General features: G+C 64.5%; 20 protein-coding genes and 1 tRNA gene. 10 read left to right on the top strand and 11 right to left on the bottom strand.

Translation table 11 applies throughout. The annotated features are described in order from the left end of the window. The first annotated feature begins 43 nt into the window (after positions 1–43). Positions 44–364, top strand: a complete 321-nt coding sequence (gene trxA / locus ASD45_RS18090; RefSeq protein WP_056913078.1) for a thioredoxin — start codon at positions 44–46, stop codon at positions 362–364. A 124-nt stretch (positions 365–488) separates the two neighbouring features. After that, positions 489–1,523 carry an ATP-dependent DNA ligase gene (locus ASD45_RS18085; RefSeq protein ID WP_082541017.1) on the top strand — a complete coding sequence of 345 codons (1,035 nt, stop codon included), beginning with the start codon at positions 489–491 and terminating at the stop codon, positions 1,521–1,523. Between the two features lie 63 nt (positions 1,524–1,586). On the opposite strand, the gene ASD45_RS18080 is transcribed toward ASD45_RS18085, so the two are convergent. The 9 genes from ASD45_RS18080 to rpsA form a co-directional block, all read right to left on the bottom strand. Beyond that, positions 1,587–2,924 (bottom strand): folylpolyglutamate synthase/dihydrofolate synthase family protein, encoded by a 1,338-nt coding sequence (locus ASD45_RS18080; protein WP_056913076.1) that lies wholly within the window; start codon positions 2,922–2,924, stop codon positions 1,587–1,589. 157 nt (positions 2,925–3,081) lie between these two features. Next, positions 3,082–3,963, bottom strand: a complete 882-nt coding sequence (gene accD, locus ASD45_RS18075) for an acetyl-CoA carboxylase, carboxyltransferase subunit beta (protein WP_056913075.1) — start codon at positions 3,961–3,963, stop codon at positions 3,082–3,084. A gap of 155 nt (positions 3,964–4,118) precedes the next feature. Then, positions 4,119–4,958: a tryptophan synthase subunit alpha gene (gene trpA, locus ASD45_RS18070; RefSeq protein WP_056913074.1), complete on the bottom strand. Its 840-nt coding sequence runs from the start codon at positions 4,956–4,958 to the stop codon at positions 4,119–4,121. Continuing rightward, positions 4,958–6,175: a tryptophan synthase subunit beta gene (trpB, locus tag ASD45_RS18065; protein ID WP_056913073.1), complete on the bottom strand. Its 1,218-nt coding sequence runs from the start codon at positions 6,173–6,175 to the stop codon at positions 4,958–4,960. Before trpB ends, trpA begins: the two co-directional genes overlap by 1 nt. Beyond that, complete coding sequence (locus tag ASD45_RS18060) at positions 6,172–6,843, bottom strand: phosphoribosylanthranilate isomerase (RefSeq protein ID WP_056913072.1); 672 nt, start codon at positions 6,841–6,843, stop codon at positions 6,172–6,174. The genes trpB and ASD45_RS18060 overlap by 4 nt, the downstream gene beginning before the upstream one ends. Before the next feature lie 123 nt (positions 6,844–6,966). Then, positions 6,967–7,380, bottom strand: a complete 414-nt coding sequence (locus tag ASD45_RS18055) for a lipopolysaccharide assembly protein LapA domain-containing protein (RefSeq protein ID WP_056913071.1) — start codon at positions 7,378–7,380, stop codon at positions 6,967–6,969. 133 nt (positions 7,381–7,513) lie between these two features. Continuing rightward, positions 7,514–7,840 (bottom strand): integration host factor subunit beta, encoded by a 327-nt coding sequence (locus tag ASD45_RS18050; protein WP_056913070.1) that lies wholly within the window; start codon positions 7,838–7,840, stop codon positions 7,514–7,516. A 25-nt stretch (positions 7,841–7,865) separates the two neighbouring features. Further along, a complete protein-coding gene (sppA, locus tag ASD45_RS18045) occupies positions 7,866–8,840 on the bottom strand; it encodes a signal peptide peptidase SppA (protein ID WP_056913069.1) in 975 nt (324 codons plus the stop codon). A 144-nt stretch (positions 8,841–8,984) separates the two neighbouring features. Beyond that, a complete protein-coding gene (gene rpsA / locus ASD45_RS18040; protein ID WP_056913068.1) occupies positions 8,985–10,706 on the bottom strand; it encodes a 30S ribosomal protein S1 in 1,722 nt (573 codons plus the stop codon). Positions 10,707–11,230: 524 nt separating this feature from the next. On the opposite strand from rpsA, the gene ASD45_RS18035 reads away from it, so the two are divergent. From ASD45_RS18035 to ASD45_RS18025, 3 genes are read left to right on the top strand one after another with little or no spacing between them, the layout of a single operon-like run. Beyond that, positions 11,231–12,031 carry a phosphoadenylyl-sulfate reductase gene (locus ASD45_RS18035; RefSeq protein WP_082541015.1) on the top strand — a complete coding sequence of 267 codons (801 nt, stop codon included), beginning with the start codon at positions 11,231–11,233 and terminating at the stop codon, positions 12,029–12,031. Continuing rightward, positions 12,028–12,957 carry a sulfate adenylyltransferase subunit CysD gene (gene cysD, locus ASD45_RS18030; protein ID WP_056913067.1) on the top strand — a complete coding sequence of 310 codons (930 nt, stop codon included), beginning with the start codon at positions 12,028–12,030 and terminating at the stop codon, positions 12,955–12,957. Before ASD45_RS18035 ends, cysD begins: the two co-directional genes overlap by 4 nt. Then, positions 12,957–14,552, top strand: a complete 1,596-nt coding sequence (locus tag ASD45_RS18025; RefSeq protein WP_056913066.1) for a GTP-binding protein — start codon at positions 12,957–12,959, stop codon at positions 14,550–14,552. The genes cysD and ASD45_RS18025 overlap by 1 nt, the downstream gene beginning before the upstream one ends. Before the next feature lie 103 nt (positions 14,553–14,655). Here ASD45_RS18025 and cmk read toward each other — a convergent pair whose 3' ends face one another. Together cmk and aroA are read right to left on the bottom strand one after the other, a co-directional pair. Then, positions 14,656–15,282, bottom strand: coding sequence for a (d)CMP kinase (cmk, locus tag ASD45_RS18020; RefSeq protein ID WP_056913065.1), 627 nt, complete (start codon positions 15,280–15,282; stop codon positions 14,656–14,658). Beyond that, on the bottom strand, positions 15,279–16,583 hold the full coding sequence (aroA, locus tag ASD45_RS18015; protein WP_056913064.1) for a 3-phosphoshikimate 1-carboxyvinyltransferase: 1,305 nt from the start codon (positions 16,581–16,583) through the stop codon (positions 15,279–15,281). Before aroA ends, cmk begins: the two co-directional genes overlap by 4 nt. A gap of 252 nt (positions 16,584–16,835) precedes the next feature. On the opposite strand from aroA, the gene ASD45_RS18010 reads away from it, so the two are divergent. The 5 genes from ASD45_RS18010 to ASD45_RS17990 all read left to right on the top strand — a co-directional run bounded on the left by ASD45_RS18010 (position 16,836) and on the right by ASD45_RS17990 (position 21,146). Further along, positions 16,836–17,243, top strand: coding sequence for a TIGR02300 family protein (locus ASD45_RS18010; RefSeq protein WP_056913063.1), 408 nt, complete (start codon positions 16,836–16,838; stop codon positions 17,241–17,243). 81 nt (positions 17,244–17,324) lie between these two features. Then, a tRNA-Ala gene (locus tag ASD45_RS18005) sits at positions 17,325–17,400 on the top strand. A gap of 186 nt (positions 17,401–17,586) precedes the next feature. After that, positions 17,587–19,179, top strand: a complete 1,593-nt coding sequence (locus tag ASD45_RS18000; protein WP_056913062.1) for an ABC transporter substrate-binding protein — start codon at positions 17,587–17,589, stop codon at positions 19,177–19,179. A gap of 48 nt (positions 19,180–19,227) precedes the next feature. Then, on the top strand, positions 19,228–20,238 hold the full coding sequence (locus ASD45_RS17995; protein WP_056913061.1) for an ABC transporter permease subunit: 1,011 nt from the start codon (positions 19,228–19,230) through the stop codon (positions 20,236–20,238). Then, positions 20,235–21,146 carry an ABC transporter permease subunit gene (locus tag ASD45_RS17990; RefSeq protein ID WP_056913060.1) on the top strand — a complete coding sequence of 304 codons (912 nt, stop codon included), beginning with the start codon at positions 20,235–20,237 and terminating at the stop codon, positions 21,144–21,146. Before ASD45_RS17995 ends, ASD45_RS17990 begins: the two co-directional genes overlap by 4 nt. Positions 21,147–21,151 lie beyond the last annotated feature (5 nt).

Here is a 21,151-nt window from a genome sequence, read left to right as displayed (position 1 = left end):
CGGCGCGATTCTCGAGCCGCCAGTCACAGTAAAGGGGCTCATCATGGCCGTCGGAAAGACTACGGATGCAAGTTTCGACACGGACGTTCTGAATTCGTCCGAGCCGGTTGTGGTGGACTTCTGGGCTGAGTGGTGCGGTCCGTGCCGCATGATCGCCCCGGCGCTCGAAGAGATTTCCGGCGCGCTCGGCGACAAGGTGAAGATCGTCAAGCTGAACGTCGACGAGAACCCGAACATCGCCGCCAAGTACGGCATCATGTCGATCCCGACCCTGCTGCTGTTCAAGGGTGGCGAGATCAAGGACCGTCAGGTCGGCGCCGCGCCGAAGCAGAAGCTGCAGCAGTGGATCACCGCCGCGGTCTGATGTCCGCACAGATTGAGGTTGCAACGGCCGGGCTTGCCCGGCCGTTTTTGTTTGTCTTCGCCTTCTCCTGGAGGGGGGTAGCCATTGTGTCTGAACCGGAACGGGCGCGCCGCGTTGTTGCGCGATGTGTGCCGCGTTCCACAGACCGTACCCGCCGATGGAAGCCTTGTCCGTGGACGAGATCCCGCAAGGCCGGCAATGGCAATACGAGCCCAAATGGGACGGCTTCCGCTGCCTGGCCTTTCGCGACGGCACGAAGATCGAGCTGCAATCGAAATCCGGCCAGTCGCTGACGCGCTATTTCCCGGATGTCGTCGCGACGCTCTCTGACCTGAAAGCCAAGCGCTTTGTGCTCGACGGCGAAATCGTCGTGCCGGACGGCCGCGTGTTCTCGTTCGACAATCTGCTCCAGCGCATCCACCCCGCCGCGAGCCGTGTCACCAGGCTGGCGAAGGAAACGCCGGCGCTGCTGATCGTATTCGACCTGCTGATGGATGCCGATGGCGACACCCTCATCAAGCAGCCGCTCAGCGAGCGTCGCAAGACACTCGAGAGCTTCATGAAAAAGCACGCGCGCGGCCGCAAGACGATCCGGCTGTCGCCGGCGACAATAAAGCTCGCCGATGCAAAGAAGTGGCTGACCCAAGTCGGCGCCACACTCGACGGCATCATCGCCAAGCGCCTCGACCTGCCCTATCAGTCCGGCAACCGTCTCGGCATGCAGAAGATCAAGAACTATCGCAGTGCCGACTGCGTGGTCGGCGGCTTCCGCTACAACGAAGGCACCAAGGTTGTCGGCTCGCTGCTGCTCGGGCTCTATGACGACGAAGGCCTGCTCGATCATGTCGGCTTCACCTCCTCGCTGAGGGCGGCCGAGAAGAAGGCGCTGACGGCAAAGCTGAAGAAATTCATCGGCGGCGAAGGCTTTTCCGGCGACAAGCCCGGCGGGCCGAGCCGCTGGTCAACCAAGCGTTCGTCGGAATGGCAGCCGCTCAAGCCCGAACTGGTGGTCGAAGTCTGTTACGACCATTTCAGCGGCGGGCGCTTCCGCCACGGCACACGGCTGCTGCGCTGGCGGCCCGACAAGGCGCCGAAGCAATGCACGATGAAACAGGTGACCGCGCAAAAGAAGGCGGATCTGTTGAAGCTATTGAAGTGACTCCGGTTGTCGGACACCGAGCGAAGCGAGGATGGGTTCCCTCCTTCGCGGGGACGGCAGAAATTACGTCGGCTCCGTGCCGTTCTCGCGCAACACCTCGCCGGCCAGATAGAGCGACCCCGTAATCAGGATACGCGGCGGCGGATCGAGATCGAGCTTGCGCACTGCATCCAGGGCCTCATCGATATTGCCTCGCGACACCGCCTGCACGCCGACCGCGGTCGCGGCGGCAGCGACATCTTCCGCGCTCAGACCCTTGTCGGCACCGGGCACCGGGATGGTGATCATGCGCCGCGCCAGCCCGGTGAAATTGCGCAGGAAGCCCGAGGCATCCTTGGTCGACAGCATGCCGACGATCATGACCAGCGGCCGCGACACGCGGTCCTCGAGGTCGGCGAGCGCTGCGGCCGCAGCCCGGCCGCCATCGGGATTATGTCCGCCGTCGAGCCACAACTCGGCGCCTTGCGGAACGAGATCGACCAGCCGGCCGCTGCTCAGGCGCTGCAGTCGCGCCGGCCAGTCGGCCTTGGTCATGCCGGCTTCGAACGCTGCCGGCGAGAGCTTCAGAGTCGGAATCGCGCGCAGCGCCGCGATGGCCAGACCGGCATTCTCGAACTGATGCCGGCCGAATAATTTCGGCGCCGGCAGATCGAGCAGGCCGTTGTCGTCCTGATAGACCAGCCTTCCGCGTTCTTCAGTCGCCGTCCAGTTCTCGCCGGCGACGCGGATCGGCGCCTTCATACGTCCCGCCTGCCGCTCGATCACCGCGAGCGCATCGCGCGGCTGCGCCGCGACGATCACCGGCGCGCCGGGCTTGATGATGCCGGCTTTTTCGAACGCGATCTTGTCCAGCGTGTCGCCCAGGAATTCGAGATGATCGAGCGATACCGGCGTAATGATCGAGGCCATCGGCTTGTCGATGACATTGGTGGCATCGAGCCGTCCGCCTAAACCGACCTCGAGCAGCAGAACGTCGGCCGGATGCCGCGAGAACAGCAGCATGCCGGCGGCGGTGGTGATCTCGAACACGGTGATCGGCGCATCGCCATTGGCACGTTCGCACTCCTCGAGCACAGCCGACAATTCGACGTCATCGACCAGCGCGCCCTCGCCGCCTTTCTGACCGAGACGGAACCGCTCGTTGAAATGCACCAGGTGTGGCGAGGTATAGACGTGGACTGCGAGCCCGGCCGCCTCGAGAATGGCCCTCAGAAACGCGACCGTCGAACCCTTGCCGTTGGTGCCGGCGACATGGATGACCGGCGGCAGCTTGCGTTCCGGGTGATCCAACGCGGCGAGCAGCCGCTCGATGCGATCGAGCGACAGATCGATCCGCTTGGGATGCAGCGCGGTCAGCCGCGCGAGGATTAAATCGACGGGATTCATGTCTCTATCTGTCATGCCCCGCGTCTCCTTCCCTGCGAACTCTTGCGAGTGGCGGGGACGGGTCGCGGGTCGGGAAATTTATACGATAAAGATGGGGCTGCCCCCCACCCCGATTTGCATCGCTGACGCCACGCAAATCGACCTCCCACCGCTCCGCGGGGGAGGGAAAAGATCACGCCGCCGGCAATTGCTTGCCGGGAACGTAAGCCGGCGCCTTGGTCAGCAGCCGGCACAAGTCGCCGAGCGTCGAGCGCAACTGATGGCGATGCACAACCATATCCACCATGCCATGCTCGGCAAGATATTCGGCGCGCTGGAAGCCAGCCGGCAGTTTCTCGCGGATGGTCTGTTCGATGACGCGCGGACCGGCGAAGCCGATCAATGCGCCCGGCTCGGCGATGTGGACGTCGCCCAGCATCGCATAGGACGCGGTAACGCCGCCGGTCGTCGGATTGGTGAGAACGACGATATAGGGCTTCTTCGCTTCGCGCAGCATCTGCACGCCGACGGTGGTGCGCGGCAGTTGCATCAGCGACAGAATACCTTCCTGCATGCGCGCGCCGCCCGAAGCGGCGAACATGATGAATGGCGTCTCGCGCTTCACCGCCGTTTCCAGGCCGGCGATGATCGCCTCGCCGGCGGCCATGCCGAGCGAACCGCCCATGAAGTCGAAATCCTGCACGCCGATGGTGACCATCTGGCCTTCGAGACGGCCGATGCCGAGCTTCACCGCATCCTGATAGCCGGTCTTGGTGCGCGCATCCTTGATACGGTCGGCGTAGCGGCGCTCGTCGCGGAATTTCAGCGGATCGACCTGCACCTCGGGCAGCGCAATGTCTTCGTATTCGCCGTTGTCGAACATGCTCGACAGCCGCTTCGGCGCCGAGATGCGCATGTGATAGCCCGACGACGGAATGACGAACTGGTTCTGCTCGACGTCCTTGTAGAACACGAGCTGGCCGGTCTCCGGACACTTGATCCAGAGGTTTTCCGGCGTGTCGCGGCGCAGAATGCTGCGGATCTTCGGCCGTACGACGTTGTTGATCCAGTTCATCGAAAAGCTCGCGTTTGCTCCGGCGTCATCATCCGCGTGGGCGGATGACCCAGTATCCGCCGGATGTAAGCCGTCTTTGTCTACTGCGCCACTATGAACGAATTGTGGTTACCGGATTACCCGATCCGGCGGGCAATGACGCGCCGCTGCCGACGCTACTCCGCCGCCACCTTGCGCGCCGCCTTGACGCCGCTGGCGATGTCCGCAACCAGGTCGGCCACCGCCTTCACGGTTGCCGGGCCGCCTTTACCATTGCCGTCGAGGGTCTTTTTCAGGGCATCGATCAGCGCCGAGCCGACCACGACGCCGTCGGCGCCGGCGGCAATGGCGCGGGCGCTGTCGGCATTCTTGACGCCGAAACCGACCGCCACCGGCAGCTTGGTATGCCTCTTGATGCGGGCAACCGCCGCCGAAACCTTGGCCGCGTCCGGCGCCGCCGAGCCGGTGATGCCGGTGATCGATACGTAATAAACAAAGCCCGAGGTGTTGTTCAGCACTGCCGGCAGACGCTTGTCGTCGGTCGTCGGCGTCGCCAGGCGGATGAAGTTGAGACCCGCCTTCAAGGCCGGCAGGCAGAGCTCCTCGTCTTCTTCCGGGGGCAGATCGACGACGATCAGACCGTCAACGCCGGCTTCCTTGGCATCGACCAGAAACTTGTCGACGCCGTAGATGTAGATCGGATTATAGTAGCCCATCAGCACGATCGGCGTATTGGCTTCGCCCTTGCGGAATTCGCGCACCATCTGCAGCGTTTTCTTCAGCGTCTGCCCGCCTTTCAGCGCGCGCACGCCGGCCGCCTGGATCGACGGACCGTCGGCCATCGGATCGGTGAACGGCATGCCGAGTTCGATGACGTCGGCGCCCGCTTTCGGCAGCGCCTTGATCACGGCGATCGACGTCTCGTAGTCCGGATCGCCGGACATCACGAAGGTGACGAGCGCGGCGCGGCCTTCGTCCTTGAGTTCAGCGAAGCGCTTTTCGATACGGGTGGTCATTACTTATGCGCCTCCAGCCAGGTCTGCACGCTGGCGAGATCCTTGTCGCCGCGGCCGGACAGGTTGACCACCATCAGGTGATCCTTCGGCATCTTCGGGGCGAGATCGAACACGCGGGCCAGCGCATGTGCCGGCTCCAGCGCCGGAATGATGCCTTCTAACTGGCTGCACAACTGGAAGGCCGCGACGGCTTCCTGATCGGTCGCCGACAGGAATTTGATGCGGCCCATGTCGCCCAGCCAGGAGTGCTCGGGACCGATGCCGGGATAATCGAGGCCCGCGGAAATCGAATGCGCCTCGATGATCTGGCCGTCGTCGTCCATCAGGAGATACGTGCGATTGCCATGCAAAACACCGGGACGGCCGCCGGTGACGGACGCCGCATGCTGGCCCGACGGAATGCCATGGCCGGCGGCTTCGACGCCGTAGATATCGACCGAACGGTCGTCGAGGAACGGATGGAAAAGCCCCATGGCGTTGGAGCCGCCGCCGATGCAGGCGACCAGCGAATCCGGCAGGCGGCCTTCGGCCTTCTGCATCTGCTCGCGGGTTTCGTTGCCGATGATGCACTGGAAGTCGCGCACCATCGCCGGATAAGGATGCGGGCCGGCCACCGTGCCGATGCAATAGAACGTATCGGTGACGTTGGTGACCCAGTCGCGCAGCGCTTCGTTCATCGCGTCCTTGAGCGTCTTCGAGCCGCTCTCGACCGCGCGCACCTCGGCGCCTAACATCTTCATGCGCAGCACGTTGGGCTGCTGCCGCTCGACGTCCACCGCGCCCATATAGACGATGCAGGGCAGGCCGAACTTGGCGCACAATGTCGCCGTCGCGACGCCATGCATGCCGGCACCGGTCTCGGCGATGATGCGCTTCTTGCCCATGCGCTGCGCCAGCATGATCTGGCCGGTGACGTTGTTCACCTTGTGCGCGCCGGTGTGGTTGAGATCCTCGCGCTTGAAGTAGATCTTCGCGCCGCCGAGTTTTTCGGTCAGGCGCTCGGCGAAATACAAAGGCGATGGCCGGCCGACATAGTGCGCCAGCGTGTGATCCATTTCTTTTTTGAAATTCGGATCGGCCTTGGCCTCGTTATAGGCCTTCTCCAGATCGAGGATCAGCGGCATCAGCGTTTCGGCGACGAAGCGGCCGCCGTAAATACCGAAATGCCCGCGCTCGTCCGGCCCGGTTCGGAAGGAGTTCAACGGCTGTACGCTCATGCACTCACCTTTTCGTCGAGCGCACTATCCGCCGCGCGCGCGGCGCGGATGAAGGCGCGGATCTTGTCGAGGTCTTTCTCGCCGGGCGCACGTTCGACACCGGACGATACGTCGACGCCGGGGGCGCGCGTGATGCGCAGCGCTTCGCCGACATTGGAGGCGTCGAGGCCGCCGGACAGCATGTAAGGTACGTCCGGCTTGATGCCGGCCAGCAGCGTCCAGTCGAACGGCACGCCGAGGCCGCCCGGGCGTGTCGCATCCTGCGGCGGTCGCGCGTCGAACAGCAGACGATCTGCGACCTTGTCGAATTCGCGGATCGGCGACAGGTCGGCGCGCGTCGCGATCGGCAGCGCCTTCATCACCGGCAGGCCGAAGCGCGAGCGCACGACGGCGACGCGGTCCGGCGTCTCGTCGCCGTGGAGCTGCAGCATGTCCGGCTTGAGCGCGGCGATGATGGCCGCCAGCATGTCGTTGTTGGCATTGACCGAGAGCGCGACCTTGACGGCGCGGCCCTGCGCCCGCTCGCCGAGCAGGCGGGCGGCCTCGAGGCCGAGATTGCGCGGGCTCGGCGGAAAAAACACGAAGCCGACCTGATCGGCGCCGGATTCAATCGCCACATCAAGAGCTTCCGAGGTGCGCAGGCCGCAGATTTTGACGGTCAATGCCATGGTCCAGCGGGTTCTATAGCGTTTTCCGGCCAAGTGGAAACCGGTTTCGCGCGAAGAAAGCGCGTCAAAAGGATCGTCCGACCCCGAGGCACCGGGCCGGGCGGACGCTTCGGAGGCGCCGGGTCAGGTCGTGGGCGGAGCGAGGGCCGGCGTTGCGGCAGTCTGTTCGCGGTCGCGGCTCGCGGCCACTTCACGGGCCGCCGCCTCGGCAGCCGAGGCGCGCTGCGTCTCGGCCACGAGCCGTTCCCGCACGGCCGAGAGTTCCTGCAGCAGGTGGCGATTGTCGCCGTCCAGTTTGCGCGCGGCGCGGCGCCAATGCGCCTGACGCAGCCAGGCGGCGGCGCCGCCGACGACGACGCCGAGGACCACCAGGATGAAGATCAGCACGAACAGCGGCACTGTCGCGGAGTAGGCCGGATTTGCCGACGAGAACGGGTCAAATGAGACGGTCACGCCATGCCTGTTCGCCACAGCGAAAGCGATGATGACCGCCGCCAGCGGCACCAGAATGACGAGCGTGACGATCTTGCGGAACATGGGATTCGACCTTGTCATGCCCGCGATCTCCCCGGGCATTTACGCCTTGCTTCATGTCGGACTCTAAAGACGTAGATGGCCGGGACAAGCCCGGCCATGACGGTAGTGTTCCGAACTGGTAGCGGAATAAGCCTCAATCGTCGCTGTCGTCGTCGCCAGCATCCGGCGCGGCGTGGCCGTCCAGCTTATTCAGGCGTTCGCGCATTTCCTTGCCGGTCTTGAAGAACGGCACCGACTTCTGCTCGACCGAGACATGGGCGCCGGTGCGCGGATTGCGCCCGGTGCGGGCCGGCCGGTGCTTGACCGAGAAGGCGCCGAAGCCACGCAGCTCGACGCGATCACCCTGCGACATCGCGCCGGTGATCTCGTTGAGGATGGCGTTGACGATATTCTCGACGTCCCTCTGGTAAAGGTGCGGATTCTGAGCCGCGATGCGTTGCACCAGCTCGGATTTGATCATTGGTCGCCGCCTCTACCCTTAGCCGTCAATTGGAAGCCGAAGGGTGCCAAAGCGCTAAGAGCCCGTCAAGATTGAGTCTTTCGACCGCCTCGGTGCCGGCCCAGGTATCGACCCGGCGCGCCAGCGTCGACCAGCCCGCCGCATCGAAGCCCCAGGCCGCGACATGGAGGAACGAGAGCTCCCTGAACCGGGGCTCGAGCGAATAATCGCGCACCCGGGTCGAGGCCGGAATCTTCTTTTCCTTCTCCAGCCAGGCGAGCGCCGTGCGCTCGTTGCCGAGTTCATCGACCAGGCGCAGCGGCACGCCCTGGCGGCCGGTGAAGACGCGCCCGTCGGCAACCTTGGCCAGTTCGGTATCGTCTAGTTTACGCCGCGTTTTCACGAGGTTTTTGAACCAGGCGTAGGAGTCCTGCACGATGGCGTCGATTGCCGCCCGCGCCTCGGGACTGGTCGGCTCGAAGCCGTTCGGCGCGGCCTTCAGGGGTGAGGATTTGATCTCCTCGACCTTGATCCCGATGGTCTTCAGCACCTCGCTGAAATTGGGAAACTGGAACAACACGCCGATCGAGCCGACCAGCGAGGTGTCGTGCGCGATGATGTGGTCGGAGGCGAGCGCGGCGATATAGGCGCCGGAGGCGGCCAGCCCGTCGACTACCACGACCATCGGCTTCTTGGACTGCAGATTGCGCAACGCGTCGTAAAGCTGCTCGGAACCGGCGGTGGTACCGCCCGGACTGTCGAGATGGACGATGACTGCCTTGGCGTTCGACCGGCCGAGTCGCTCGAGCGCCTCGACGCGCTCCTGATTGCCGCGAATCAGGCCCTGAATACGGATGCGCGCGATCGCCTCATCACCGGGCTTGATGCCGCTGCCGGGCGTCAGCATGGCGACGCCGAACCCGACGGCGACGAGCACGATAACCACCGCGGCGACGCGCCAGAAGGTGAGCTTGCGCCGCAGCCGGCGGCGATCGACGATGGCATCGGCATCGAGCGACATGCGCTTATCCTCGCATTCAGTCCCTGACCGGGTGCGGCTGTTGTAGCCGACCGATTGGGGCAGTGCCATGTCCAAAAAAGAAGCCCCGGGCAAGACCCGGGGCTCCATTGTCGTAAGCCAAACGATAATTCGGCCGGTAAAGACTTACGCCTTTTCCTCTTCGTCGGCGGCGCGCTGCTTGAGCGCGGCACCGAGAATGTCGCCGAGCGACGCACCCGAGTCGGCCGAGCCGTATTGCGCCATGGCTTCCTTCTCTTCGGCCACTTCGAGGGCCTTGATCGAGACGCCAACCTTGTGGGTTTTGCGGTCGAACTGGGTGACGCGGGCGTCAACCTTCTGACCGACCGAGAAGCGCTCCGGCCGCTGATCGGCGCGCTCGCGCGCGAGATCGGCACGACGGATGAAGGCGACGAGATCGGTATCGACGATCTTCACGTCGATGCCGCCGTCCTTCACCTCGATCACTTCACAGGTCACCACCGAGCCCTTCTTGAGCTCGCCGGCCGTACCCGACGACATCGGGTCGCCCGCCAGTTGCTTGATGCCGAGCGAGATACGCTCCTTCTCGACATCGACGTCGAGCACCTGGGCCTTGACCATGTCGCCCTTGTTGTACTCGTCGATCACCTGCTCGCCCGGACGCTTCCAGTCCAGATCCGAGAGATGGACCATGCCGTCGACGTCGCCGTCGAGGCCGAGGAACAGGCCGAATTCGGTCTTGTTCTTGACTTCGCCTTCGACGATCGAACCCGGCGGGTGCGCCTCGACGAACACTTCCCACGGATTGCGCATGGTCTGCTTGAGACCGAGCGAAATGCGGCGCTTGACCGGATCGACTTCGAGGATCTGCACTTCGACTTCCTGCGAGGTCGAGACGATCTTGCCGGGGTGAACGTTCTTCTTGGTCCACGACATTTCCGAGACGTGGATCAGGCCTTCGATGCCCGGCTCCAGTTCGACGAACGCGCCGTAGTCGGTGATGTTGGTGACGCGGCCCTTGAACCTGGCGTTCACCGGGTACTTGGCTTCGATGCCCTGCCACGGATCGTCGAGCAGTTGCTTCATGCCGAGCGAGATGCGGTGCGTCTCGTGGTTGATCTTGATGATCTTGACCTTCACCTGCTGGCCGATGTTGAGCACTTCGGTCGGGTGATTGACGCGGCGCCACGCGATATCGGTGACGTGCAGCAGGCCGTCGATGCCGCCGAGATCGACGAACGCACCGTAGTCGGTGATGTTCTTGACCACGCCGTCGATGACCTGACCCTCTTCGAGGTTCTGCACCAGCTCCTGGCGCTGTTCGGCGCGGGTTTCTTCGAGCACGGTGCGGCGCGACACGACGATGTTGCCGCGGCGGCGATCCATCTTGAGGATCTGGAACTGCTGCTGATTGTTCATCAGCGGCGTAACATCGCGGATCGGACGGATGTCGACTTGCGAGCGCGGCAGGAAGGCGACGGCGCCGTCGAGATCGACGGTGAAGCCGCCCTTGACCTGATTGAAGATGACGCCCGAGACCTTCTCGTTGTTATTGAAGCTCTTCTCGAGCTTGCCCCAGCTTTCCTCGCGGCGCGCCTTGTCGCGCGACAGCACGGCTTCACCCAGCGCGTTCTCGACGCGCTCGAGATAAACCTCGACTTCATCGCCGACCTTGAGTTCGGCGGTGCGGCCCGGCGCGGCGAACTCGCGCAGCGCAACGCGGCCTTCGGTCTTGGCGCCGACGTCGATGACGGCCATGTCCTTTTCGATGCCGACGATCTTGCCGGTGACGACGGTCCCTTCCTGGGGGCTGCCCTGGTTGAAGGACTCTTCGAGCATCGCGGCGAAATCTTCACGCGAGGGATTGCTAGCAGTAGCGGTGGCCATGAACTCTCCTGTTGCCTGCGCCGGTGGTTTGATAATGGCGTTCCGCCCGAACGGGCCGAATGTCTGGCACGACGTTCGGCGACTATCCGCGCGAAGACGGACAGCCGGCGCTCATGCCGTACGGTCGGAACGATGGATCGATGTTCGCGGCACGCTTGAACGTCAAAACACGAGCGGGGCTTTTGTCCTCCAACAGCGAGGGGCGGTTCGTATCGCACCCTCGGCCCGCTCGGGATGCCTCGACGACTAAAGAAGCGGCCCGAATGGGGGCGATATAGCGAAGGACGGTTGTGCCGGCAAGTAGCACGCCAGCCGCTAGTTCGACGCGGGCAAGCCAGCGCGTGCGCCGGATCGCCTCCGGCTCCGAGAAGGTGACGGTGCCGGTATTCCGCGGCGCAGCAGCCCCGTGAAACTTTTTCATTCCTATTGAAGGTTCTGGAGCAGAATATCACAAATTGTGCGGGTATTCTTGCGCAAAACGAATAAGTTATTCTATCTGGGGGTGAGATCATCGAGTTTCAGCCATGTCCCCCAGTGCTTCCGTTCTCAGGCTTGATCCGGCTCCCGATGCCGATCCGGCCGCCGTTGTCGCCCACCTCAACGCCATCGCCGGAACCCTCGACCTGTTCGGCCGTCTGAAAGCCGCCCGCGCGGCGCTTCCGGGCAAGCTGACCTTCACCACCAGCTTCGGCCTCGAGGATCAGGCCATCGCCCACGCCATTCTCAGCCAGCATCTCGACGTCGATCTCGTCACGCTCGACACCGGCCGCCTGTTCCAGGAAACCCACGACGTCTGGGCCGCGACCGAGCAGCGTTACGGCGTGCGCATCCGCGCCGTCGCCCCGGAAGCCAGCGCCGTTGCCGCGCTGCTCGCCGAGCAAGGCGCCAATGGTTTCCGCAACTCGGTCGCCGCGCGGCAGGCCTGCTGCCATGTCCGCAAAGTCCTGCCGCTGAAGGCAGCGCTCAACGGCGCGCAAGGCTGGGTCACCGGACTGCGCGCCGACCAATCGGCGCACCGCGCCGCCGTTGAGTTCGCCTCGATCGACAGCGAACGCGGCCTCATCAAGATCAATCCGCTCTATGACTGGACGCGCGACCACGCCGTCGCCTTCACGCGTGAGCACGCCGTGCCGGTCAACGAACTGCACGGCCGCGGCTTCCTTTCCATCGGCTGCGCGCCGTGCACGCGCGCCATCCAACCCGGTGAGCCGGAGCGCGCCGGCCGCTGGTGGTGGGAAGACGAAGGCAAGACCGAATGCGGTCTGCACGCCAATCCGCTGCATCTCGCCGCCCGCGCCAAACTCACAGAAACGCATAACGCATGAACGACATCACCTTCACCACCGCGCAGGCGCGCGCGAGCTATCTCGACCAGCTCGAGGCCGAGAGCATCCACATCATGCGCGAGACCGCCGCCGAAACCGACAAGCCGGTGATGCTGTATTCGATCGGCAAGGACTCCTCAGTGCTGCTGCATCTGGCGCAGAAGGCGTTCTATCCGGGCAAGCTGCCGTTCCCGGTGCTGCACGTCGATACGACGTGGAAATTCCGCGAAATGATCGAATTCCGCGACGCGCGCGCAAAGGAGCTCGGCCTCGATCTCATCGTCTATATCAACCAGGACGGCGTGAAGCGCGGTATCGGCCCGTTCACGCACGGTTCCGAACTGCATACCGACGTGATGAAGACGCAGGCGTTGCGCCAGGCGCTCGATCTCTACGGCTTCGATGCCGCGATCGGCGGCGCGCGCCGTGACGAGGACAAGTCGCGCGCCAAGGAGCGCATCTTCTCGTTCCGCAACGCGCATCACCGCTGGGATCCGAAGCGCCAGCGCCCCGAGCCGTGGCGGCTGTTCAACGCCGAGAAGCGCAAGGGCGAGAGCATCCGCGTCTTCCCGCTGTCGAACTGGACCGAGCTCGACGTCTGGCTCTACATCCTGCGCGAAAATATCCCCGTCGTGCCGCTCTACTTCGCCAAGCCGCGCCCGGTGGTGTCCCGCGGCGGCACGCTGATCATGGTCGATGACGAGCGCCTGCCGCTCGAACCCGGCGAACAGCCGGAGCTGCGCAATGTGCGCTTCCGCACGCTCGGCTGCTATCCGCTGACCGGCGCGATCGATTCAACCGCGACCACGCTTGACGACATCATCCGCGAGACCCTCGACAGCCGTTTCTCCGAACGGGCTGGGCGCGTCATCGACAAGGACGGCGCCGCCTCGATGGAACGCAAGAAGCAGGAAGGCTACTTCTGATGAACATTCTCGCCGATCCCATTGAGCTTGCGCGCGACGCCGTTCTCTACAGCCACGAAAACAAGAGCCTGCTGCGCTTCATCGCCTGCGGCTCGGTCGATCACGGCAAGTCGAGCCTGCTCGGCCGCCTGCTGTTCGACGCCAGACTGGTGCCGGACGACCAGATCGAGACCCTGCGCAAGGACACCGGGCAACTCACCGGCCCGGACAACGAACTCGATTTCTCGCTGCTGTTCGACGGACTGGCCGCCGAGCGCGAGCAGAAGATCACCATCGACCTTGCCTATCGCTTCTTTGCCACCGCGAAGCGCAAGTTCATCGTCGCCGACGCGCCCGGCCACGAGCAGTACACCCGCAATATGGCGACCGGCGCTTCCACCGCCGAACTGGCGCTCATCCTCATCAACGCGCAATCCGGGCTGACGCAGCAGACGCGGCGCCATGCGCTGATCGCGGCGACGCTCGGCGTGCGCCATCTGGTCATCGCCATCAACAAGATGGACATCGTCGGCTATGCGCAGGACGTGTTCGACGCGATCGAGCGCGACTTCCGCGCCTTCGCCACGCGACTTGGCGATGTCGAACTGATCTTCATTCCGGTGTCGGCGAAGAAGGGCGACAATGTCGTGCACCGCTCCCGCGCCATGGCCTGGTATCGCGGCCCGACGCTGCTGGAGAAGCTGGAAACCGTCGATGCGACGCCGCGCGCCGCAAAAGCCGCGTTCCGCATGGCGGTGCAATGGGTGAGCCGGCCGACGCCGGATTTCCGCGGCTATTGCGGGCTGATCGCCGGCGGCATCGTGACGCCGGGTCAGGAGATCGTGGTGCAGCCCTCCGGCCAGCGCACCCGCATCAAGGAAATCATCACCGCGGGCGGCGAACTGGCGCGCGCCACCATCGGCCAGTCGGTGACGCTGACGCTGACCGACGACGTCGATGTATCGCGCGGCGATATCCTTGCCGATGCGGCCGCGCCCGCGTCGGTGTCGGACCGCTTCAACGCCCGCATCTTCTGGATGGGCCAAAGTGGGGATACTGGCGCGCTGGCGCCCGGCGGCCGCTTCCACATCAAGCTCGGCACCGCCAAGGCCGCGGCGCGCATTGCCGGTCCGATCAAGCTCATCGATCTGGCGGAAGACGCCGCGATCAAACCCGCCGACAGCCTGCTCAGCAACGAGTTCGGCCTGTGCACGCTGGAGCTCGACCGCCCGCTCGCGGCCGACGCCTATGACGACAACCGCGACACCGGCAGCTTCGTCCTGATCGACGCCGAGAGCCACGACACCGTAGCGATGGGCCTGATCGAACGCGCTTCAGCGGAAGAGCAAGCCGCGCCAGTGCGCACCAGCCTGATCGGTCACGTCGCGCTACGCGTCGCCCGGCTGTTCGGCGCGCGCGAATCGCACAGCCGCTCCATCGCCAAGGCGCTGAGCTGGCGTTTCACCGGCAGCTTCGACACCTTCATCATCGGCTGGCTGATCACCGGCAATTCCAAGGTGGCCGGCTCCATCGCACTGACCGAGATCGTCACCAAGATCGCGCTCTATTACTTCCACGAGCGCGCCTGGGCGCTGGTGCCGTGGGGACGGCGCTAGAACAATGCCGTTCGTCCCCGCGCAAGCGGGGACCCGGAAGCCAAGACCTGAAGTCGCTCTGGATTCCCGCTTTCGCGGGAATGAACGGAGAATACAGTTCCGCTCAACGCAATCGCTTGCTTTCCACGATCGCGATCGCCGCCTTCACCGCGTCCTCGACACCCATCGTCGTGGTGTCGAGCAGCACCGCATCCGCCGCCTGCTTCAGCGGCGCGGCAGAGCGGGACGAGTCGCGCTCGTCGCGCTTGCGGATGTCGGCGAGCACGGTGGCGTCGTCGATCGTCTTGCCGCCGGCGCGATATTCGGCGGCGCGGCGTGCCGCGCGCGTTTCCGGGCTCGCGGTGACGAAGATCTTCACGTCGGCGTCGGGACAGATCACGGTGCCGATGTCGCGGCCGTCGAGCACGGCGCCGGGCGGCGTCACCGCGAAATTGCGCTGGAAGTCGACCAGCGCCGCGCGCACTTCCGGAATCGCCGAGACGTAAGAGGCCGCTTCGCCGACCTCGGCGCTCTTCAGCACCGCCTCGTTGAAGCGCGACAGGTCGAGCGCCTGCGCCGCGGCAATCGCGGCGATCCGGTCATCGGGTTTCTTCCCGGCATCGAGCACGGTCTTGCCGACCGCGCGGTACAGGAGACCGGTGTCGAGATGGCGCAGCCGGTAATGCGCGGCCAGCCGCTTGCCGATCGTACCCTTGCCGGACGCCGCCGGCCCGTCGATGGCGATGATCACGACAGGTCCGCGCCCAAATTAGCGCCTAAGCCCTTCATCAGATCGACGAAGCCCGGGAAGCTGGTGGCGATGAAGGCCGAGTCGTCGATGCGCACGGGCTGCTTCGCGGCAAGCCCCATCATCAGCGCCGACATGGCGATGCGGTGATCCATGTGGGTGGCGACCTCGCCGCCGCCGGGCACGCCGCCTGCCCCCATGCCGTGCACGATCATGTCGTCGCCTTCGATATCGACGGTGACGCCGTTGACGCGCAACATCGCCGCCGTCGCTTCGAGACGATCGCTTTCCTTGACGCGCAGCTCCTTGAGTCCGTGCATGTGCGTCTTGCCTTCGGCAAAGGCGGCGGCCACCGCGAGGACGAGATATTCGTCGATCATCGACGGCGCGCGCTCGGCCGGCACCGCGACGCCCTTCAGCGCGGAGAAGGTGACGCGCAGGTCGGCGACGTTCTCGCCGCCGTCATCGCGCTTGTTCTCTTCCGTGATCTTGGCGCCCATTTCGCGCAACGTGGTAAACAATCCGGTGCGCAGCGGATTGAGCATGACGCCGTCGAGAATGATCTCGGAGCCCGGCACGATCAGCGCGCCGACCATCGGAAACGCCGCCGAGGAAGGATCGGCCGGCACGGCGACGTGGCACGGCTCGAGCTCGGGCTGACCCTGCAGCACGATGCGGCGGCCGTGATCGCCATGCGGCTTGGTCACGATCTTGGCGCCGAAGTGCTTGAGCATCTTCTCGGTGTGATCGCGCGAGGCTTCGGTCTCGATGACGATGGTCTCGCCCGGCGCGGCGAGGCCGGCGAGCAGCACTGCCGACTTGATCTGCGCCGAGGCGACCGGCGTCTCGTATTCGATCGGCAGCGGATCGGTCGCGCCCTTCAGCGTCAGGGGCAACCGGCCGCCCTCGGCCTGGTCGATCACCCGGGCGCCCATTTTGGCGAGCGGGTCGAGGATGCGCCGCATCGGCCGGCTGCGCAGCGAGGCGTCGCCGTCGAAGGTCGCGGTGATCGGGCAGCCGGCCACGGCGCCCATGACCAGCCGGCAGCCGGTGCCGGAATTGCCGAAGTCGAGGACGGCGGCCGGTTCGGCGAAGCCGCCGACGCCGACGCCGTGGACCCGCCAGTTGCCGCCGCCGAGGTTCTCGACCTTGGCGCCCAGCGCCCGCATGGCGCCGGCGGTGTTGAGCACGTCGTCGCCTTCCAGCAACCCGGAAATCGTGGTTTCGCCGACCGTCAGCGCCCCCAGAATAAGGGCGCGGTGCGAAATCGATTTGTCCCCGGGCACCCGGATGCGCCCGGTCATGGCCCCGCCGGCGCGGGCGGAAAGGGGGGTGCGGGGGGCATCGCTCACGCTGGGGGTATCCTTTGGCGTCTGGCCGCGGCCAGGGAGACCGGCCGCTGCGAATGGGGGCCGTCTACCATGCGGGCCCGCGGGCCGTCATCCCGGCGCACCCGCCCAATTCCCGCCTGTTTCCCGCTATTGACAGGCGCGGCACAACTAGCCAAGTGAAGCGCCATCCTATTCAACGGCATTTCTTTTCAGGACACACAGATCGTGGCTAAACCCGAACTCGGCACCAAGCGCATTTGCCCGGATACCGGCCGCAAATTCTACGACATGGGCAAGTCGCCGGTTATTTCGCCCTATACGGGCAAGGTCGTGCCCATCGTCGCGCCGCCGCAGTCGCGCAGCCGGCCGGAAGCCGCGCGGGCCGCCCCGGTCGCGGAAGCGGAGTCGATTGTTCCGGAGACCGCGGACGCCGAATTCGTATCGCTCGAGGACGCCGACAGCGAGCAGCAGGGCAAGACCAAGAAGAAGGGCGAGGTCGTCGCCGAAGAGGAAGAGATCGAGGCCGACGACGAGAGCCTTGACGATGACGCCTTCATTCAGGAAGAGGAAGAAGGCGATGATGACGTCACCGATATCATCGGCGACGGCATCGAAAAGGAAGAGGAACAATAGGCCGCAAAAAAAGGCTTATTGCCGGGCTATCGGAACCTTTGCTTTTTCCGGCGTTTCCGACTAGTCATCTCATCCCGTTACGGGGCCATAGCTCAGCTGGGAGAGCGCCTGCATGGCATGCAGGAGGTCGGCGGTTCGATCCCGCCTGGCTCCACCAATTTCCCCGCGCACCCGACCTTTGCCGCCGTCTTTGGTGCGCCGCGACAGAGGCCTTCGCCTAAATCACGAGATCGTGGCCTCAGCTAGCACCGTGACGGCTCTGAAACCTTAGGCTAGCATTTCCCCTTCAGTAGACCGGGATTGAACGCTGAGGGGCGTTCCCCGGCTCTCATGTGAGGGGCTCATGTCATATAATCGTACGCTGCCGGCGCTCGCCATCGTGGCGGCGCTGTTTGCCACGCCGGTGTCCGCGAAAACGCTGGTCTTCTGTTCGGAAGGCAGCCCGGAGAACTTCTATCCCGGCATCAACACCACTGGCACGTCGTTCGACGTCAACAGTCAGATCTACAGCCGCATCGTCGATTTCGAACGCGGCACCACCAATGTGATCCCCGGCCTTGCCGAAAAGTGGGACATCTCCGCTGACGGCACCGTTTACACTTTCCATTTGCGCAAGGGCGTGAAGTGGCACTCGAATGCCAATTTCAAGCCGACGCGCGACATGAACGCCGACGACATCCTGTTCATGTTCGAGCGCCAGTGGAAGGAATCGAACCCGTACTTCAAGGTGACGAGTTCGAACCACTCCTACTTCAACGACATGGGCATGCCGAAGCTGCTCAAGTCCGTGGAGAAGGTCGATGACTACACCGTCAAGGTGACGCTGAACGCGCCGGAAGCGCCGTTCCTTTCCGACCTCGCCATGGAATATGCCGGCGTGCAGTCGAAGGAATATGCCGACGCCATGCTGAAGGCCGGCACGCCGGAGAAGATCGATCAAGAGCCGATCGGCTCGGGTCCGTTCTATCTCGTGCAATACCAGAAGGACGCCATCATCCGCTACAAGACGTTCCCGCAGTTCTGGGGCGGCAAAGCGGCGATCGACGACCTGATCTTCTCGATCACGCCGGATGCGTCGGTGCGCTGGGCCAAGGTGCAGAAGGGCGAATGCCATGTCATGCCCTATCCGAACCCGGCCGATCTCGATGCCATGCGCAAGGATCCGAATGTCACCGTGCTCGAGCAGCCCGGCCTGAATATCGGTTACCTCGCCTACAACACCACCAAGAAGCCGTTCGACGACGTGCGCGTGCGCAAGGCCGTCAACATGGCGATGAACAAGAAGGCGATCGTCGACGCGGTGTTCCTGTCGAGCGGCGTGCCGGCGACCAATCCGATCCCGCCGACGATGTGGTCGTACAACAAGTCGGTGAAGGACGATCCGTATGATCCGGCAGCGGCGAAGAAGCTGCTCGCCGAAGCGGGTTATCCGAACGGCTTCGAAACCGACCTGTGGGCCATGCCGGTGCAGCGCCCGTACAACCCGAATGCCAAGCGCATTGCCGAACTGATGCAGGCCGACCTCGCCAAGGTCGGTATCCAGGCCAAGATCGTGTCCTATGAGTGGGGCGAATATCGCAAGCGCGCCCAGGCCGGCGAACATCAGATGGCGCAGCTCGGCTGGACCGGTGACAACGGCGATCCGGACAACTTCCTCAACACCCTGCTCGGCTGCGCCTCGGCGAAGTCGAACGGCTCCAACATCGCCAAGTTCTGCTACCAGCCGTTCGAGGACCTGGTGCAGAAGGCGAAGACCACCAGCGACCAGGCCGAGCGCACCAAGCTCTACGAACAGGCGCAGGTGATCTTCAAGGAGCAGGCGCCGTGGTTCACCATCGCGCACTCGGTGCAACTCAAGCCCGTGCGTAAGGAAGTGGTCGGCTTCAAGCTGTCGCCGTTTGGCCGCCACACCTTCTACGGCGTCGACATCAAGTAAGCGGCACAAGCGGGGCGGTCCGAACAGGACCGCCCCGTTTCGCCAGACATGCTTCGCTTCCTGCTCACCCGCGTTTCCCTGGTGATTCCGACCTTCATCGGAATCACATTGCTGGTCTTTGTCCTGGTCCGGCTCATCCCCGGCGATCCGATCGAGACCATGGCCGGCGAACGTGGCATCGATCCGGCCGAACACGCGCGCCTGGTCCACGAATACGGCTTCGACCGCCCGGTCATCGTTCAATACGGGCTTTACATCTCGCGTCTCGTTCAGGGCGATCTCGGCCGCTCGATCGTCACCCACAAATCGGTGATCGAGGAATTTTCCAGCCTGTTTCCGGCGACGGTCGAATTGTCGCTATGCGCCCTCGCCTTTGCGCTGCTGCTCGGCATTCCCGCCGGCATCATCGCCGCGGTGCGCCGCAATTCCATCTTCGACCAGGGCATCATGGGCCTGTCGCTGACCGGCTATTCGATGCCGATCTTCTGGTGGGGCCTGCTGCTCATTCTGTTGTTCTCCGTGCAACTCGGCTGGACGCCGGTGTCCGGCCGGATCGCGGTCCTGTATTTCGTCGAGGCGAAGACCGGCTTCCTGCTGATCGATACGCTGCTGGCCGGCGACATCGACGCCTTCTGGTCGGCGGTGTCGCACCTCATCCTGCCGGCGATCGTGCTCGGCACCGTGCCGCTCGCGGTGATCGCGCGCATGACGCGTTCGGCCATGCTGGAGGTGCTCGGTGAAGATTACATTCGCACGGCGCGCGCCAAAGGCCTCTCTAGCTTCCGCGTCGTCGCGGTGCACGCCTTCCGCAACGCCCTGATTCCGATCGTCACCGTCATCGGCCTGCAGGTCGGCGTGCTGTTCACCGGCGCGATCCTGACCGAAACGATCTTCTCGTGGCCCGGCGTCGGCAAGTGGCTGATCGACGGCATCGCCCGGCGCGACTACCCGGTGCTGCAAGGCGGCACGCTGCTGATCGGTACGATCATCATGGCGATCAACCTGATCGTCGACATGACCTACGGCCTGATCAACCCGCGCATCAGGCACCAGCGATGACCATCGAAGCCACACCAGCATCCGCCGCTGCCAAGGCTCCGTCAGGCCCGACGCATCCCTTTGCCGAATTCCTGTCCTATTTCGCCGCCAATCGCGGTGCGATGATCGGCTTCGGCACCATCGTCGTGCTGGTTCTGCTCGGCGCCTTCGCCAACCTCTTCGCGCCATTCTCTCCGATCGACACCAATCCGCAGGCCTTCCTCAAGCCGCCGATATGGCAGGCCGGGAGCGTCGCCGGCCACTGGCTCGGCACCGACGCCATCGGCCGCGACATGCTCTCGCGGCTGATCTATGGCGCGCGGCTGTCACTGCTGATCGGCCTCGCCGTGGTCGCCCTGTCGGTGACCATCGGCACCATTCTCGGCCTGGTCGCCGGATTTTTCCGCGGCATCGTCGAGATCGCCATCATGCGCATGATGGATATCCTGCTGACGCTGCCGACACTGCTGCTGGCTATCATCATCGTCGCCATTCTCGGGCCGGGCATCGTCAATGCCCTGATCGCGGTCGCCACCGTGCTGCTGCCGCACTATGTGCGCATCGTACGCGCCACCGTGATCGCGGAGACGGCGAAAGACTACGTCACCGCGGCGCGGCTGACCGGCGCCGGCAGCCTGCGCATCATCGTCAAGGAGATCCTGCCGAACTGCGCCGCGCCGCTGATCGTGCAGGCGACGCTCGGTATCTCCACGGCCATCCTCGATGCCGCCGCGCTGGGCTTCATCGGCCTCGGAGCGCAGCCGCCGACGCCGGAATGGGGCACCATGCTCGCCGATGCGCGCGAATTCGTGCTGCGCGCCTGGTGGGTGGTGACCTTCCCCGGAATCATGATCCTGATCACCGTGCTGGCCTTCAATTTGCTCGGCGACGGCCTGCGCGATGCGCTCGATCCGAAGCTGAAGCGGTGACGATC

It is taken from the genome of Pseudolabrys sp. Root1462, from assembly GCF_001426945.1.
Classification (GTDB): domain Bacteria; phylum Pseudomonadota; class Alphaproteobacteria; order Rhizobiales; family Xanthobacteraceae; genus Pseudolabrys.
This window is presented reverse-complemented; position numbering and strand designations above follow the sequence as displayed.